The sequence below is a fragment of the Nocardia sp. NPDC003269 genome, assembly GCF_042888005.1.
Classification (GTDB): domain Bacteria; phylum Actinomycetota; class Actinomycetes; order Mycobacteriales; family Mycobacteriaceae; genus Nocardia.
Genome location: NZ_JBIAPA010000001.1, coordinates 1690510 through 1706192, shown reverse-complemented (window position 1 = coordinate 1706192; position 15683 = coordinate 1690510). Strand labels below are relative to the sequence as shown.

Here is a 15683-nt window from a genome sequence, read left to right as displayed (position 1 = left end):
GGATCCCGATCTCACCGTCCCGACCTGGCACTCAACAGACGTGAGTGCCAAAGCCATTTTTAGCACTCGGGTAGTGAGAGTGCAAGGTCGCGCCCGACGGGAGGACCGCGCCGGGCGCGTCCGCCGCCTCAGGACTCGTACTCCGCCGCGGCCAGGAACTGGTTCAGCAGCTCGACGAGCTCGGCTTCTACCACAGCCTTGTCCAGGCCGAGGCCGCTGAGCACGCCCGTGCCGTTCTCCTGCTCGAGCAGCGCGAGCAGGATGTGCTCGGTGCCGATGTAGTTGTGACCGAGGCGCAGCGCTTCGCGAAAGGTCAGCTCCAGCGCCTTCTTGGCGTCACCGTCGAACGGGATGAGCGCGGGGATGTCGTCGGTCGCGGGCGGCAGCGCGGCGAGGGCCGCCGCGCGGACCGCGTCCAAACTCACGCCCCTGGCCACGATCTCCTTGGCCGCCAGCCCCTCGGACTGATCGATCAGACCGAGAATGAGATGACCGAGGGTGATCTGGTTGTTGCCCGCGGACCTGGCCGATTCCTGGGAGCCGACCACGACCTGCCGCGCCCGGTCGGTGAACTTGGCGAACCCGGCCTGCGGGTCCATGGCCGCCGCGTCACCGGGCTGCTTGGGGACGAAGCGCTTCTGGGCGGCCTGCTTGCTGACGCCCATGCTGACGCCGATGTCGGTCCAGGAGGCGCCGGAGCGGCGGGCCTGGTCGACGAAGTGGCCGATGAGGTGGTCGGCCACCTCGCCGAGATGGCCCGCGGCCACCACGGCGTCGGAGAGCTGGTCGAGAACGTTGTCGGGACGGGCCTTCTTGATGCCGTCGATCAGGTCGTCGAGGCGAATGTTCGAAGTGCTCATGCGTCAACTCTAAGTTGACGATTCGTTGGCGTCAACCACTGGTTGACGACAGGTCGATGGCACCATGTCCGCATGGGGAGATTTCGGCGCACGGCCCGCTGGGCGCTGCGCATCGTGGGGATCGTCGTGACACTGGCCTGTGTGATCGGCCTCGGCCGGTTCCTGTGGCCGCAGCCGGGCATCGACGCGCAGCCCGGGTCGGCCGAACGTCAGCTGGCGTTCCTCCGGGACGCGCTCGACGACGGGGCGGATGTCGCCGCGCAGCGCCAGTTTCCGGAGGGGCACTTCTTCCTGAACGCGCTCTACGGGCTGTCGTGGGTGCAGGCCGCGCGCACCGATCCGGATCTGCGCGAGCAGGTGTTGCGCGAATCCCGCTGGGCGCTGCAACGATTGGAGTCGGCCGACGGGCGGGCGGTGTTCAGCCCGGCACTGCGGCCCGCGTACGGGGTGTTCTGGGCGGGGTGGACCAACTGGTTGCGCGGAGCGATCCTGTCGCTCGATGCCGGCGATCCCGCCGAGGTGCAGCGGTTCGAAGCGCACAGTGCCGAGATCGCGGCGGCGTTCGCGGCGTCGGAGACACCGTTCCTGCAGGCCTATCACGGGCAGGCGTGGCCGGTCGATTCCACCGTGGCGGTCGCGTCGCTGCGGTTGCACGACAGGCTTTTCGGCGAGCGATTCGGCGCGGTGACCACCCGGTGGCTGGACTCGGCGCGGGCACACCTCGATCCGGCCACCGGCCTGCTGCCGCACGACGTCACGCCGGACGGAACCCAGCTCGACGGTGCGCGGGCCACCTCGCAGACGGTGATCCTGCGGTTCCTGCCGGAACTCGACGCCGACTTCGCCCGCGACCAATACCGCCTGTTCCGCGACCAATTCCTCACCTACCCTGGCGGTTTCGGACCCGCGCTGCGCGAGTACCCGCGCGGCGTGGACAAGCCGGGCGATGTCGATTCGGGGCCGCTGGTCGCCGGGATCAGCCTGTCCGCCACGGTGGTCGGGCTCGGGGCCGCCCGGGTCAACGGCGACCACGAGCTGGCCGCCGCGCTCGGCGCCGAGGGCGAACTGCTGGGGCTGCCGGTGGATCTGCCCGGCTCCAAGCGGTACGCCTTCGGGCTGGTGCCGATCGGGGACGCGTTCGTGGTGTGGTCGTCGACCGCTCGACCATTCACCACGGAACCAGCTGCGGGCGAGCTGGATCTGCGCTGGTGGTGGCGGGTGCCGTGGCTGATCGTGCTCGGCGTGCTCGCTGTCGTCCCCTGGATCGGGTCACTCGTCGGAGCGCTCAGGAGAAACCCCGCCGCCTTCGGCCCGCGCGGGTAACGAGCGGCTGGGGGTGGACACGGCTCCGCGCTCAGCGCAGGCCGGCCGCTCGGCCCGCGATGCGGACGATCCGCTCCTTGACCCAGGCACCGGCGCGTCCACGGACGACACGGTTCGCCGGGCTGTCGTCGGCGTTGAGGAACTGGATGACGGCATCGTGGCGGCCCAGGCTGATGCACTGCAGCTGGTAGCGGAAGGTCATCGGCTTCGGCTCGGCGCCGCCCGCCCTGGCGACGATCGCCGTGGCGACGTAGGAACCCGCGGGCAGGGCGGTCGCGCAGGCCATCCGGAGGGGACGGTCGCCGGGGCCGTCGATCAGCGCGGCGTCGCCCGCGGCATAGACATCGGGGTGCGAGATCGAGCGCAGGGTGGCGTCGGTGCGGATACGGCCCTGTTCGTCGACGGCGAGGCCCGCGCGGCGGGCCAGGTCGGGCACGGTGAAACCGGCGGTCCAGACGACGGCCGCCGCGGACAGCACGGTGCCGTCCACCAGGCGGACACCGTCGGGCAGCACCTCGGCGACCTTGACGCCGGACCGGATCTGCACGCCGAGCCCGGTCAGCGTGGTGCGGATGTGCTCGGTGGCCGCGGCCGACAGCCAGCTGCCCGGCTCCTCCGAACCCAGCAGCGTGACCCGCGAATCCCGCTGCGACTCCGCCAGTTCGGCCGCCAGCTCGATGCCGGTCGACCCGGCACCGACGACGATCACCGGACCGGCGGGCAGCGCCCGCAGATCCTCGGGCGTGGCGACGGAGTGCGCGTGGTCGGCGACGCCAGGCACGCTCGCGCGGTCGGCGGCACTGCCCAGGGCGTAGACGAGGGTGTCGTAGCCCATCGACCACTCGCCGTCGAGCCACACCCGCTTCGCGTCCGGATCCAGGGCGGTGACCCGCGCCCGCACGAACTCGACACCCTTGCGCTCCAGCAACTCCCGCAGGTCCCAGCGCCCGATCGACTGGCCCGCGGCCGCCTGGTGCAGCCGCACCCGTTCGACGAACTCCGCGCGCGTATCGACCACCGTGATCGTGGTGTCGCGTGCCTTGCGCGCCAAGCGGCGGGCCGCGCTGAGTCCCGCGTAGCCCGCGCCGAGGACGACGATTCGCTGCTGCTGCCCGGTCATGGTGTGGCTCCTCTCGACAATGCCGACACCCTCCAGACCGGACAGCCCGCGATTTCCTGACAGGTCCCGGACGTGATCCGGGTCACGCCTCGGCAGCGACCAGAAAGCCCAGCTTATCGGGGTTGACGACGATGCGGATCGCGTCGACCCGGCCGTCGGCGTCGAGCTCGAAGAGCATGACCGAGCTCGCGACGACACCGTCCGCGCGCACCACCAGCGCGGGTTCGCCGTTGATCTCGTCGACCGAGAACGAGCTCGCCGGGGTGAGGAACTTGTTCAGGCCGACGAGGTAGCGCGCGACCGGATCGCCGCCGTGCACCGGGCGCCGGGCCGCGGTGATCTTGCCGCCACCGTCGGCGGTGGAGACCACGTCGTCGGCGAGCAGCGCGCGCAGGGCGGTGACGTCACCGGTCGAGGCGGCGAGCAGGAACCGGTCGATCAGCGTGCGGGCGTGCGCGGCGGGCACGGCGAAGCGCTGCTTGCCCGTGCGCACCCGCCCGCTCGCGCGGTGCAGGATCTGCTGGGAGTTGGCCTCGGTGAGGTCGAGCATCGCGGCGATCTCGGCGTGCGGGTAGCCGAACGCCTCGCGCAGCACGAAGACCGCGCGCTCGATCGGGCTGAGCCGTTCCATCGCGGTGAGCAGGGCCAGCGAGATCGACTCGCGGGCCTCGACCGTCTCCAGCGGGCCGAGGGCGCCGCGACCGGTCGGGACGGGTTCGGGCAGCCACGGGCCGACGTAGGTCTCGCGGCGGGCGCGGGCGGAGACCAGCGCGGTGCGGCAGAGATTGACCGTGACGGTGGTCAGCCAGGCTTCGGTGTTGCCGATCTCGGCGCGGTCGGCGGCGGCCCAGCGCAGGTACACCTCCTGCACCACGTCCTCGGCCTCACCGGCGGCGCCGAACATGCGATACGCGAGCGCGAACAATCGCGCCCGGTGCCCGAGGAACTCCTCGACCTCGTCGGATTCCACCCTGCCCCCTTCACCTCCGCCGCCGTGGCGACGCACCCACCGATGCCGGATTCGGCGCGGTATCCCGCTCCCCGGATACCGCGCCGACAGCCGACAACCTCGCGGCCCGCGGGCCGCCGGAACTCAATCCCGCGGACGACGCAACCGCAACCGGGCCGACCCGCGGATCGCCGGTCGCCGGATCTGCGGGATCCGGCTCTGCGCGCGGCGCTGAGCCCGCCGCTCGGACGGCTTGTGCTGCCAGGTCTCCGGGCGCGCCGCGACCCAGCGCGCCGAGCGCCAGGCGAACGGGATGTGCGCCAGGTAGAGGCCGACCAGGATGAGCAGCAGCACGATCGGGTAGGTCACCAGCAGCGCGGCGGCCAGCGCCACCAGCACCAGCAGGCCCGCGGCCGCCTGCGGGGCGACCGAGACCGACTTCATCGCCAGCGTCGGGATGGTGCTCACGCACAGCAGCGCGGCGAAGATCGTCCACGCGGCGACGAAGGCGAAGCCGTCCCACCAGCCGTCCCCGAACTGCACCTTCAGCGCGATCGGGACCAGGGCGATCAGCGCGCCCGCTGGCGCCGGCACGCCGACGAAGTACTCACGCGCCCAGTTCGGGCGGGAGTCGTCGTCGAGCAGGGTGTTGAAGCGAGCCAGCCGCAGCACCAGGCTCACCGCGTACAGCAGGGCGACGATCCAGCCCGCGCTGTAACCGTCGAGCAGGGTGACATAGAGGACCAGCGCGGGCGCCACACCGAAGGAGATCGCGTCGGAGAGCGAGTCCAGTTCGGCGCCCATCTTGCTGGTCGCGTCGAGCATCCTGGCCAGCCTGCCGTCGAGGGTGTCGAGCACGGCGGCGGCGCCGACCATGGCCAGCGCCACGTCCAGCTCGCCGTCGAGCCCGAACTTCACCGCGGACAGCCCGGCGCACAGCGCGAGGATGGTGACGACGCTCGGCAGCAACCGCACCGAGCGCGGGCGCTTGCGGCGGGCGGCCTGTTCGATCATCCCAGCACAGCCAGGACTGTTTCGGCCCCGATCGTGCGCTGGCCGGGGGCGACCAGCAATTCGGTGCCCACCGGGAAGTACGTGTCGACTCGCGAGCCGAACCGGATCAGGCCGTAGGTGTCGCCGATGGTGAGCACGTCGCCCGCGCGCGCGTCGCAGACGATGCGCCGCGCCAGCAGACCGGCGATCTGCACGACCACGACCTGCTTGCCGTCGGCGGTGTCGATCACCATGCTGTTGCGCTCGTTGGCGTCGCTGGCCTCGGGCAGGTCGGCCGAGAGGAACTTGCCCGGCTGATGCAGCACCTCGCGCACGGTCCCGGACACCGGGACGCGCTGCACGTGCACATCGAGGACCGACAGGAAGATGCTGACGCGCGGCAGCGGCTGATCGCCCAGGCCGAGCTCGGCGGGCGGCACCGCGGTGTCGACGAGGGCGACCTCACCGTCGGCGGGCGCGACGACGACGCCCGCCCGGTTCGGCGGCACCCGGTGCGGGTGCCGGAAGAACGCGGCGCAGGCGGCAGCGGCGGCGAGACCGGCCCGGCGCACCCATTTGTTCCGTCCGCCGACGACCGCGACCGCGAGCGGCGCCGCGACGAACGGCAGGCCGGCGGGGTGTAGCGGAGGTACAGCGGCCCGCACCAGGTCGACGACATGGCCGACGCCGGTGGTTTCGGGCGTGCCGGGCGGAGTGGGGCGGCGTGCCACGGGCTCCCTCTTTCGTGGTGTGACGACAACGCAAGCGTTCACACCTTACGGGAACCCCGCCGCATCCACCCGTGGTCAGTGTGCCGCTTTACGCCCTGTGAACAGCTTCACCAGGAACAGCAGGACGCAGGCGCCCGCCAGACAGGTGAAGAAACTGAAGATCCAGCCCGCGCCCTCGACGTCGACGCCGAAGAGACTGAGGACGAATCCGCCGAGCAGACCCCCGACGACGCCGACGACGATGTTGAGCAGGATGCCCTGCTGCGCGTCGGTCTTCATGAACTTGCTCGCAATCCAACCGGCGAGGCCGCCGATGATGATCCAACTGATTATCCCGAGTCCAAGCATGGTGTCCTCGTTCCCTCGATGGGTCGGCGAGCAATCGCCTTGTCTCCAAGGTATACCCCGGACCAGTTGTGACATAAGACACGAATCGGCCGGGCGAACGCGCTAATATGAGGAAGCCTCATGTCTGCCCGTTCACATGTTGTCCACGCGGGAGTCATGGGCGATGAGCGACGGATTTCGATGCTTCGGGTACACCCAGCGGTGCGACCGCAGGTTGACAGGTACATAGGAGACGCAACATGGCTGCTCGAATCGCCCAGACGACTGGGGCTGAGCACACCGCGATTCTCGGGCTGGGCGTCTACCGCCCGGCCCGGGTGGTCACGAACGACGAGGTCGCGGGGCCGATCGACTCGAGCGACGAGTGGATCCGCACCAGATCGGGGATCAAGACCCGGCGCTTCGCCTCGGCCGAGGAAACCATCCAGACCATGAGCGTCGCCGCCTCGCGCGACGCGCTGGCCGCGGCGGGCATGGCGGCCGACGAGGTCGACTGCGTCATCGTCGCGACGTCGACCCATCTGCTGCTCACCCCGGCCATCGGACCGCAGATCGCCACCGAACTCGGCATGACCGGCGCCGCCGCCTTCGACATCTCGGCGGGCTGCGCCGGGTTCTGTCACGCCCTGGCGCTGGCCTCGGATCTCGTGCGCGCCGGCACCTCGAAGAACGCGCTGGTGATCGGCGTGGAGAAGCTGACCGACACGGTCGACTTCACCGATCGCTCGACGGCGTTCCTGTTCGCCGACGGCGCGGGCGCGGTCGTCGTCGGCCCGGCCGAGGACCAGGGCATCGGCCCGACCGTCTGGGGTTCGGACGGCACCCAGCACCACGCCATCCGGCAGAACAAGGACTGGATGGAGTTCTTCGCCGAGATCGACGAGAAGGGCACCGACGCGGTGCGCCCCTACCTCGCGATGGAGGGCACCGCGGTGTTCCGCTGGGCGGCGCACTCGCTGGAGAAGGTCTGCCGGGACGCGATCGACCGGGCCGGCCTCACCACCGAGGACCTGAACGCGATGATCCCGCACCAGGCCAACGGCCGGATCATCGAGATCATGGCCAGGGTGCTCCAGCTGCCCGCGGACTGCGCGCTGGCCAACGACATCGAGGACTCCGGCAACACCTCGGCAGCGTCGATCCCGCTGGCCATGGAGGCCCTACTACGCAAGGGCGAGTCGAAGCCGGGTGACACCGCCCTGCTGATCGCCTTCGGCGCCGGACTGTCCTACGCCGCACAGGTTGTCACGCTGCCCGACTGGCGCTAGCCCGACCAGCAACTTCGCCCACCGCAACGGTGGTCTGCCCCGCGCAGGCCACCGAGCGGTGGGCTCGCCGTGTCCACGCTGTCCCGCTTGCACCAACTCGGACATGCTGGCAAACTCTTCGCTAATCGCCGTTGCTGATCGACGATGCTCAGCTCCCAGCGTTCCCGTCGTCAACCCGAGGTGATCGGCCGTGAAAATGCGCTCCTTCCTGCCACGCAGGCACACCAACGACGTCCCGCTGCTGCCGACCATCGAGCCGGAGGACGGCTCCGCGCTGCGCGCCGCCCTCACCCGCCGCAAACGCGACGAACGCCTCGAACGCCTGCTCACCCCCAGCGAACTGGATCTGGTGCTGCACAACCAGCTCTGACCGCGCGCGACGGCGCGGCACCGCCGCGGAGGGGGATACTTCTCTGGTGAGCACTCCAGCGGTAACCAAACCGGCCATTCTGAGCGTCGACGACGATCCCGGGGTCTCCCGGGCGGTGGTGCGTGATCTGCGCCGCCGCTACGGCGCGGACTACCGGATCCTGCGGGCCGAGTCGGGACCGCAGGCGCTCGAGGCGCTGCGGGAGATGAAACTGCGCGGCCAGCCGGTCGCGGTACTGATCGCCGACTACCGGATGCCGGGCATGGACGGCATCGAATTCCTGGAGCAGGCGATGGACCTGCATCCCTACGCGCGCCGCGTCCTGCTGACCGCCTACGCCGACACCAACGCCGCGATCGACGCGATCAACGTCATCGATCTCGACCATTACCTGCTCAAGCCGTGGGACCCGCCGGAGGAGAAGCTCTACCCGGTGCTCGACGGCCTGCTCGACGCCTGGCGCAGTGCCGAGCACCGCCCGGTGCACGAGACGAAGGTGGTCGGCGATCGCTGGTCGCCGCGCTCCTCGCAGGTGCGGGAGTTCCTGGCGCGCAACCAGCTGCCGTATCGCTGGTACCCGGTCGACGAGCCGGAGGGCGCGCGGCTGCTCGAGGCGGCGGGCGCCGATCCGCTGGCCTGTCCGGTGGTGATCACCGCGGCGGGCACCGCCCTGATCCAGCCCAGCGACAGCGAACTCGCCGAGAACGTCGGCCTGACCGTGCAACCCAGCGGTGACTTCTACGACCTGATCGTTGTCGGCGGCGGCCCGGCCGGGCTCGGCGCCGCCGTGTACGGCGCGTCCGAGGGCCTGCGCACGGTGCTGGTGGAACGCACCGCGACCGGCGGCCAGGCCGGGCAGAGTTCGCGGATCGAGAACTACCTGGGCTTTCCCGACGGCTTGTCCGGCGCGCAGCTGGCCGATCGGGCGCGGCGGCAGGCCACCAAGTTCGGCGCGGAGATCATCACCACCCGCGATGTCGTCGGGCTCGAGGTCAACGGCTCGGCGCGCACGGTGCGCTTCGCCGACGGCGGCACGCTGTGCGCGCACACGGTGCTGATCGCGACCGGCGTGGACTACCGGCGTCATCCGGCCCCCGGCGTCGACGAATTCACCGGTCGCGGCGTGTACTACGGCTCGGCGATGACCGAGGCGGCCGAGTGCGCCGAGCAGGACGTCTACATCGTCGGCGGCGCCAACTCCGCCGGGCAGGCCGCGGTGTTCCTGTCCCGCAACGCCCGTCGCGTGCACATCGTGGTCCGCGGCGACGCGCTGGAGAAGTCGATGTCGCACTACCTGATCCAGCAGATCGCGCAGATCCCGAACATCGTGGTGCACACCGAGACCGAGGTGGTCGGCGTCGACGGCGACGATCACCTGGAGCGGATCGTGCTGCGCGACAACCGCAACGGCACCGAGGACAAGGTCGAGGCGCAGCGGTTGTTCCTGTTCATCGGCGCCGCGCCGCAGACCGGCTGGCTCGACGGCGTCGTCACCCGCGACAACGCGGGCTACGTGGTGGCCGGACCCGACCTGATGGTCGACGGCGCCCGCCCGCCGGGCTGGGAACTGCCCCGGCCACCGCATCACCTGGAGACCAGCGTCCCCGGCGTCTTCGTCGCGGGCGACGTGCACGCCGAATCGGCCAAGCGGGTCGCCTCCGCGGTCGGTGAGGGCGCCATGGCGGTCATGCTCGTCCACCGGTACCTGGCATGAGAGGACAGCGGGCATGACCGACAGCATGCTGATCTGCGATCCGAACGAACTGCGCACCCTGTTCCTGTTCGAGAAGCTCGACGACGACCAGCTCGCGCAGCTGTGCGAGGCGGGCCGGATCGAGTACATCGACCCGGGCCCGGTCTACCGCGAGGGCGAACCGGCGACCTGCTTCTACGTGCTGATCGACGGCGCGGTGCGGCTGACGAAGCTGTCCGGCGGCATCGAGATCGAGATCAACCGCACCGACCACCGCGGCGTGTACGCGGGCGCCTGGATGGCCTATCTCGGCGACAAGGTGAGCCAGGACTACGCGGGCTCGATGTACGTCGAGCGGCGCTCCCGGTTCCTGGTGCTCGCGGCCGCCGACTTCGCGCGGATGGTCAAGGACTGGTTCCCGATGGCGGTGCACCTGCTCGAGGGCGCGTTCTACGGCGGGCAGAAGTCCAGCCAGCGGATCGCCGAGCGGGAGCGGCTGCTCGCGCTCGGTTCGCTCTCGGCCGGGCTCACCCACGAGCTCAACAACCCGGCCGCCGCCGCGGTGCGGGCCACCGCGGGCCTGCGCGAACGTGTCGCGGGCATGCGGCACAAGCTCAAGATGATGGCCACCGGCAAGTTCCCGCCCGAGGCGCTGGTGCACCTGGTCGACCTGCAGGAACAGGCGGCCGAGCGGGTCGCCAAGGCCCCCGATCTGTCACCGCTGGAGGCCGCCGACCGGGAGGACGCGCTCGCCGACTGGTTCGACGACCACGGCATCGCCGACGGCTGGAACCTGGCACCGACCTTCGTCCAGGCCGGCCTGGACATCGACTGGCTCGAGGGCGTGCACGCGACCCTGGAGGCGTGCCAGGCGCAGGTCTTCGAGGGCGCGATCCGCTGGCTGAACTACACCATCGAGACCGAGCTGCTGATGAACGAGATCGGCGACTCGACGGCCCGCATCTCCACCCTGGTCGGCGCGGCCAAGCAGTACTCGCAGATGGACCGCGCGCCCTACCAGGTGGTCGACCTGCACGAGCTGCTCGATTCCACGCTGGTGATGCTCAACCGCAAGCTCGGCGACGGCGTCCAGGTGGTCAAGGACTACGACCGCGCGCTGCCGCCGGTCCCCTGCTTCGCCGCCGAGCTCAACCAGGTGTGGACCAACCTGATCGACAACGCGGTCTACGCGATGGGCGGCACCGGCACCCTGACGGTGCGCACCTACAAGGAGAACGATTGCGCCGTCGTCGAGATCGGCGACACCGGCCCCGGCATCGCGCCCGAGGCCAAGGGCCGGATCTTCGAGCCGTTCTTCACCACCAAACCGGTCGGTGACGGCACCGGACTCGGCCTCGACATCTCGTTCCGGATCGTGGTCAACAAGCACAACGGCGACATCCGGGTCGAATCCGAACCGGGCGACACCCGTTTCATCGTCCGCCTGCCGCTCGACCCCCAGGCGGACAACGACAGCACCCCGTCGAACACAGGAGATCAGTGATGGCCGAAGAGTTCGAAGGTATCGATACCAGCGTCCCGCCGAGTGGCGCCGGTTGTCAGGAGTGCGACGCCGCGCGGGGCTGGTGGGTGCATCTGCGCCGCTGTGCCGAATGCGGGCACGTCGGCTGCTGTGACAGCTCGCCCAGCCAGCACGCGTCGAAGCACTTCGCCTCGACCGGGCATCCGTTCATGCAGAGCTACGAGCCCGGCGAGGACTGGTTCTACAACTTCACCACCAGCGAGATGTACAGCGGTGGTCCCGAACTCGCGGCGCCGACCAGTCACCCGATCGGCCAGTCCGTGCCGGGACCGGCCGACCGGGTGCCCGCGAACTGGCAGTCACTGGTCCACTGAGCAGCGCTACGGCGTGATCCCGGCGGCCTCGGCGACGGTCTTGTCGGCGTTGCCCGGCGCGAGGCAGACCAGCTTCGCGGTACCGAGTGCCACATTCGGGCTGCCCTCGAAGGGGCTGCCCGGGTTGGCCGCCAGGATCTGCTCGATCGCCTGCTTCTCACCCTCGGTGTCGAGTTCCTTGAACTGACCGCAGGTGATCTTCGCGCCGGTGGCGGCGGCGGTGGGTGCGGCGCTCGACGTCGTCGTCGCGCCCGCCTTGGTCGTGGTGGTGGCACTCGCGCTCGCGCTCGAGGTCGGTGTGCCCTTGCGCAGCCCGCTCGCGTCGGCGGTGTCGTCGGAACCGCATCCGGCCACCGTCAAGCACAACGCCCCAGCAGCCAGGACGACGAGGGAGATTCGATTCATCTGCAGCTTTCCCCGGTGGATCGCGGCGCCGGCACCTCCGGCGCGTCCGGTGCAGCGTACCGGCTGGTTGCGGTGGTTCGTCATGTCAGCCACTTTCGCCCCTCGACCTTGCGGTCTGCCAAAGGATCGCTCATCGCCGGAGCGAATTCGCCGGGACGCGGCAGAATGGCACAGTGGCTGAACTCTCGCTGACCGCCCGGCTCAACCCTTCGGCGGCCGATGCCCGGCGCGGGGTGGTGCGCCTGCACCCCGAGACGTTGACCGCGCTCGGCCTGCGCGAATGGGACGGCATCGGCCTGACCGGCGCCCGCAGGACGGCGGCGGTGGTGGCCAAGGCCCCGGCGGGCACCCCGCCCGGCGTGGCGCTGCTCGACGACGTGACGCTGTCGAATGTGGGGCTGCGGGAGAACGCGGCGGTGACGGTCGCGCCGGTGACGGTCTACGGCGCCAAGCAGATCTCGCTGAGCGGATCGGCGCACGCGACGGCCAGCATCCCGGCGGCCACGCTGCGCCAGGCCCTGCTCGGCAAGGTCGTGACGGTGGGCGACACGGTGTCGCTGCTGCCGCGCGATCTCGGCCCCGACATCAGCTCGGCGGCCGCCACCCAGGCGCTCTCGCGCGCCTTCGGCATCGCCTGGACCACCGAGCTGCTCACCGTCACCGCGATCGATCCGATGCCGGGACCGGTGAGCGTGCAACCCAATTCGGCCGTCGGCTGGGGCCGGGGCCCGGCCGCGATCATGCACGCGATGGAACGCGACGCCGATCCGGGCCAGAACGGACTGCCCTCGGACGTGGTGTCGGTGAGTTCGGGCAGCGCGCCGATCCAGGTGGAGGAACTGGCCGGGGTGCAGGGGCAGGCGGCCAAGCTGTCGGAGTGGCTGAGCCTGGCCCTCGACGAGCCAGAGCTGCTGAAAACACTGGGGGCACCGGCACATCTGGGTGTGCTGGTCACCGGACCGGCCGGGGTCGGCAAGGCGACGCTGGCCAGGGCGGTCGCCGCGCCGCGCCGGGTGGTGGAACTCGACGGGCCCAGCGTCGGCGCGATGGAGAGCGGCAGCAGGCTGCGCGAGGTCGCCGAGGCCGTCGGTGACGTCGCCTCGGGTCAGGGCGGCATCCTGCTGATCACCGATATCGACGCACTGCTGCCCGCCGAAGCCGAGCCGGTCGCCACGCTCGTCCTCGATCAGCTGCGCGCCGCGATGCGCGCGCCGTGCGTCGCCCTGCTGGCCACCACCGCCCATCCGGCGCAGGTGGATTCGCGCCTGCGCGCGCCGGACCTGTGCGATCGCGAACTCGCCCTGCCGCTGCCGACGGCGGTGGTCCGGCGCGCGCTGCTCGAGCAGCTGCTGCGCAAGGTGCCCGCCGGCACGCTCGACCTGGATCTGGTCGCCTCGCGCACACCGGGTTTCGTGGTCGCCGACCTGGCCGCGCTGTGCCGGGAGGCCGCGGTGCGCGCGGCCGGGCGGGCCAGTCGCGAGCAGACCGAGCCCGAACTCGCCCAGGAAGATCTGGTCGGCGCGCTCGACGTCATCCGGCCGCTGTCGCGTTCGGGGACCGAGGAATTGGCGATCGGCTCGCTCGACCTCGACGACGTCGGCGACATGGTGGAGACCAAGCAGGCGCTCACCGAGGCGGTGCTGTGGCCGCTGCGGCATCCCGATTCCTTCGCCCGGCTCGGCATCGACCCGCCGCGCGGGGTGCTGCTCTACGGTCCGCCGGGCTGCGGCAAGACCTTCCTGGTGCGGGCGCTGGCCGGGACCGGTCAGCTCAGCGTGCACGCGGTGAAAGGCGCCGAGCTGATGGACAAGTGGGTCGGCTCCTCCGAGCGGGCGGTGCGCGAGCTGTTCCAGCGCGCCCGCGATTCGGCGCCGTCGCTGATCTTCCTCGACGAGGTGGACGCGCTGGCGCCGCGGCGCGGGCAGAGCAGCGACTCCGGGGTCTCCGATCGGGTGGTCGCCGCGCTGCTCACCGAGCTCGACGGCGTGGAACCGCTGCGCGATGTGGTGGTCCTCGGCGCGACCAACCGCCCCGAGCTGATCGACCCCGCCCTGCTGCGGCCGGGACGGCTGGACCGGCTGGTATTCGTGCCGCCGCCGGACGCCGCGGCCCGGCTCGACATCCTGCGCACCGCGGGTCGCTCGGTGCCGCTGGCGGCCGACGTCGACCTGGCCGCCCTGGCCGAGGACCTCGACGGCTATTCGGCCGCCGACTGCGCGGCCCTGCTGCGCGAGGCGGCGCTCTCGGCGCTGCGCCGCGATATGGCGGCCGCCGACGTCACCGCCGAGGACGTCGCGACCGCGCGGGCGAGCGTGCGGCCGTCGCTGGATCCCGAACAGGTCGAGTCGCTGCGCCGGTATGCCGAGAGCCGGGCCTGACCGATCCCGAATCGTCGACAACGTCGCAGCTAGACGGGCCTTTCGGCGAGTATCGTCGAACTGTGCCCACGTTCGGGGATGGTGTGGATGCGGTCACGGCGTTCGCAGGTGCCGCGATCGCGGGAATCGCACTGTTCGTGCCGTTCACCTCCCGCTCCAGCACGGTGATCGACACCCCCTATCAGGTCGCCGGGTGGGCCAACAGCGTTCCCCGCGCGACCACGCTCGGACTCATCGTCGCCGTCGTCGTCGCCGCGCTGATCCGGCCCGGACTCGACTGGCTGGTCGCCGCCTGCGCCGCCGCGGCGCTGGGATTCAACTACTTCGTCGGCCACACCATGGACTCGGCCGAGGTGCTCACCACCCAGAACTATGTGAACGCGCTGTTCGGCGGCGTGATCTTCGGCGCCCTGTGCCTGTGCTCGCTGCGAATGCGCTGGGCCGCGGCCGGGTTCGCGCTCGGCTCGGTGGTGGTGTTCGTGTACGGCGAGGTGATCGCGCTGGTCACCGAGAACATGCTGACGACGACGGACCGGGCCGTGCACAGTCCGTCCGGGCTGATCATCGCCGCCGTCGTGCTGCTCGCCGTGAACACCGTCCGGCATCGGCAGACCATCAAGCCACCCGCCGGGCCGTCGGCCACCGCCGAGCTGCCGATGATCCCGATCGTGGCCGCGACGGTCCTGTCGCTGTCGCTGCTGCTGGCCACCGAATGGCTGCAGCGGGAGTTCGCCGAGGGCCCCCAGGGCTTCTGGCGGATCGCGGTCGCGGTGACGGTCACGGTCGTCGCCGCGTTCGTCGCGGCCACCCTGCTGCCCGGTCGCGACGGTGCTGGTGTGCTGGTCGCCGTCAGCCTGGCGGCCGCGGGCGACTCGGTCATCGACGGCCCGAGCCTGGGCTGGAAGATCGTGCTCGTGCTCGGCGCGGCGGCCGTGGGCGTCCTGGCCGGACAGCGGTGGGCCTCGCCGTGGGCCGCGCTGTGTTTCGTCGCCGCCATCTGCGTGTTCGTCACGTTCTCCGCCCGCCTGCCGTGGACGTTCGCCTGGACGGCAGGCGCGCTGGCGCTGGCCGTGGTCGCCGGGTACGTGTTCGGCTCGATCCGCGTCGCCCACGGGCCCAGCGCCGTGCTCGGCCTCGGCGCGGTGTACCTGCCGTCGATCCTGTGGTCGATACCCACCAGTCTGCGGAACTGGCCGACCGGCGCCGCCCCGGTGTCCGAAGCCACGGCGGGCCGGGTCGCGCTGGCCATCACGATCGGCGGCGCGGCCGCGCTGCTGCTGCTGTACCGGATCCGGCCCGTCGAGCCTGCGCCCACCGCCACGCCCTAGCCGTACCGGCGATCCGATCGTGATATCCCAGGTGGGACGGCGTTCGCCGGTATCGTCGAA

The 15683-nt window shown here is 70.9% G+C and carries 15 protein-coding genes; 8 read left to right on the top strand and 7 right to left on the bottom strand.

Annotated elements, in window-relative coordinates; genetic code table 11:
• Positions 1–128: 128 nt before the first annotated feature.
• Positions 129–860, bottom strand: coding sequence for a Clp protease N-terminal domain-containing protein (locus ACFYWJ_RS07850; protein WP_355274333.1), 732 nt, complete (start codon positions 858–860; stop codon positions 129–131).
• A 72-nt stretch (positions 861–932) separates the two neighbouring features.
• Between ACFYWJ_RS07850 and ACFYWJ_RS07845 the strand changes: the two genes are divergently transcribed.
• Entirely contained in the window at positions 933–2183 is a 1251-nt protein-coding gene (locus tag ACFYWJ_RS07845; protein ID WP_355274335.1) for a hypothetical protein, read from the top strand.
• 31 nt (positions 2184–2214) lie between these two features.
• On the opposite strand, the gene ACFYWJ_RS07840 is transcribed toward ACFYWJ_RS07845, so the two are convergent.
• From ACFYWJ_RS07840 to ACFYWJ_RS07820, 5 genes are all read right to left on the bottom strand, one after another.
• Positions 2215–3303, bottom strand: a complete 1089-nt coding sequence (locus ACFYWJ_RS07840) for an FAD-dependent oxidoreductase (RefSeq protein WP_355274338.1) — start codon at positions 3301–3303, stop codon at positions 2215–2217.
• A gap of 82 nt (positions 3304–3385) precedes the next feature.
• On the bottom strand, positions 3386–4273 hold the full coding sequence (locus ACFYWJ_RS07835; RefSeq protein WP_355274341.1) for an RNA polymerase sigma-70 factor: 888 nt from the start codon (positions 4271–4273) through the stop codon (positions 3386–3388).
• Between the two features lie 123 nt (positions 4274–4396).
• The gene (locus ACFYWJ_RS07830; protein WP_355274344.1) at positions 4397–5266 is read right to left on the bottom strand and encodes a phosphatidylcholine/phosphatidylserine synthase; all 870 of its coding nucleotides are present in this window, start codon (positions 5264–5266) and stop codon (positions 4397–4399) included.
• Positions 5263–5976 (bottom strand): phosphatidylserine decarboxylase, encoded by a 714-nt coding sequence (locus ACFYWJ_RS07825; protein WP_355274346.1) that lies wholly within the window; start codon positions 5974–5976, stop codon positions 5263–5265. Before ACFYWJ_RS07825 ends, ACFYWJ_RS07830 begins: the two co-directional genes overlap by 4 nt.
• A gap of 75 nt (positions 5977–6051) precedes the next feature.
• Positions 6052–6324, bottom strand: a complete 273-nt coding sequence (locus ACFYWJ_RS07820; RefSeq protein WP_355274349.1) for a GlsB/YeaQ/YmgE family stress response membrane protein — start codon at positions 6322–6324, stop codon at positions 6052–6054.
• Between the two features lie 239 nt (positions 6325–6563).
• On the opposite strand from ACFYWJ_RS07820, the gene ACFYWJ_RS07815 reads away from it, so the two are divergent.
• The 5 genes from ACFYWJ_RS07815 to ACFYWJ_RS07795 all read left to right on the top strand — a co-directional run bounded on the left by ACFYWJ_RS07815 (position 6564) and on the right by ACFYWJ_RS07795 (position 11512).
• Positions 6564–7592, top strand: coding sequence for a beta-ketoacyl-ACP synthase III (locus ACFYWJ_RS07815; RefSeq protein WP_355274351.1), 1029 nt, complete (start codon positions 6564–6566; stop codon positions 7590–7592).
• 190 nt (positions 7593–7782) lie between these two features.
• Positions 7783–7962: a hypothetical protein gene (locus ACFYWJ_RS07810; protein ID WP_355274354.1), complete on the top strand. Its 180-nt coding sequence runs from the start codon at positions 7783–7785 to the stop codon at positions 7960–7962.
• Between the two features lie 46 nt (positions 7963–8008).
• Positions 8009–9676, top strand: a complete 1668-nt coding sequence (locus tag ACFYWJ_RS07805) for an FAD-dependent oxidoreductase (protein WP_355274357.1) — start codon at positions 8009–8011, stop codon at positions 9674–9676.
• Positions 9677–9689: 13 nt separating this feature from the next.
• On the top strand, positions 9690–11159 hold the full coding sequence (locus tag ACFYWJ_RS07800; protein ID WP_355274358.1) for an ATP-binding protein: 1470 nt from the start codon (positions 9690–9692) through the stop codon (positions 11157–11159).
• Positions 11159–11512: a UBP-type zinc finger domain-containing protein gene (locus ACFYWJ_RS07795; protein WP_355274360.1), complete on the top strand. Its 354-nt coding sequence runs from the start codon at positions 11159–11161 to the stop codon at positions 11510–11512. The genes ACFYWJ_RS07800 and ACFYWJ_RS07795 overlap by 1 nt, the downstream gene beginning before the upstream one ends.
• A 6-nt stretch (positions 11513–11518) precedes the next feature.
• On the opposite strand, the gene ACFYWJ_RS07790 is transcribed toward ACFYWJ_RS07795, so the two are convergent.
• On the bottom strand, positions 11519–11917 hold the full coding sequence (locus ACFYWJ_RS07790; RefSeq protein WP_355274363.1) for a hypothetical protein: 399 nt from the start codon (positions 11915–11917) through the stop codon (positions 11519–11521).
• A 173-nt stretch (positions 11918–12090) separates the two neighbouring features.
• On the opposite strand from ACFYWJ_RS07790, the gene ACFYWJ_RS07785 reads away from it, so the two are divergent.
• Both ACFYWJ_RS07785 and ACFYWJ_RS07780 read left to right on the top strand, forming a co-directional pair.
• Positions 12091–14295 carry an AAA family ATPase gene (locus ACFYWJ_RS07785; RefSeq protein ID WP_355274365.1) on the top strand — a complete coding sequence of 735 codons (2205 nt, stop codon included), beginning with the start codon at positions 12091–12093 and terminating at the stop codon, positions 14293–14295.
• A gap of 62 nt (positions 14296–14357) precedes the next feature.
• The gene (locus tag ACFYWJ_RS07780) at positions 14358–15623 is read left to right on the top strand and encodes a hypothetical protein (RefSeq protein ID WP_355274367.1); all 1266 of its coding nucleotides are present in this window, start codon (positions 14358–14360) and stop codon (positions 15621–15623) included.
• Positions 15624–15683: the final 60 nt, after the last annotated feature.

Coding starts and splice junctions, on each gene's coding strand:
- ACFYWJ_RS07850 (WP_355274333.1), bottom strand. CDS start 860: ATGAGCACTTCGAACATTCGCCTCGACGACCTGATCGACGGCATCAAG.
- ACFYWJ_RS07845 (WP_355274335.1), top strand. CDS start 933: ATGGGGAGATTTCGGCGCACGGCCCGCTGGGCGCTGCGCATCGTGGGG.
- ACFYWJ_RS07840 (WP_355274338.1), bottom strand. CDS start 3,303: ATGACCGGGCAGCAGCAGCGAATCGTCGTCCTCGGCGCGGGCTACGCG.
- ACFYWJ_RS07830 (WP_355274344.1), bottom strand. CDS start 5,266: ATGATCGAACAGGCCGCCCGCCGCAAGCGCCCGCGCTCGGTGCGGTTG.
- ACFYWJ_RS07820 (WP_355274349.1), bottom strand. CDS start 6,324: ATGCTTGGACTCGGGATAATCAGTTGGATCATCATCGGCGGCCTCGCC.
- ACFYWJ_RS07815 (WP_355274351.1), top strand. CDS start 6,564: ATGGCTGCTCGAATCGCCCAGACGACTGGGGCTGAGCACACCGCGATT.
- ACFYWJ_RS07800 (WP_355274358.1), top strand. CDS start 9,690: ATGACCGACAGCATGCTGATCTGCGATCCGAACGAACTGCGCACCCTG.
- ACFYWJ_RS07795 (WP_355274360.1), top strand. CDS start 11,159: ATGGCCGAAGAGTTCGAAGGTATCGATACCAGCGTCCCGCCGAGTGGC.
- ACFYWJ_RS07790 (WP_355274363.1), bottom strand. CDS start 11,917: ATGAATCGAATCTCCCTCGTCGTCCTGGCTGCTGGGGCGTTGTGCTTG.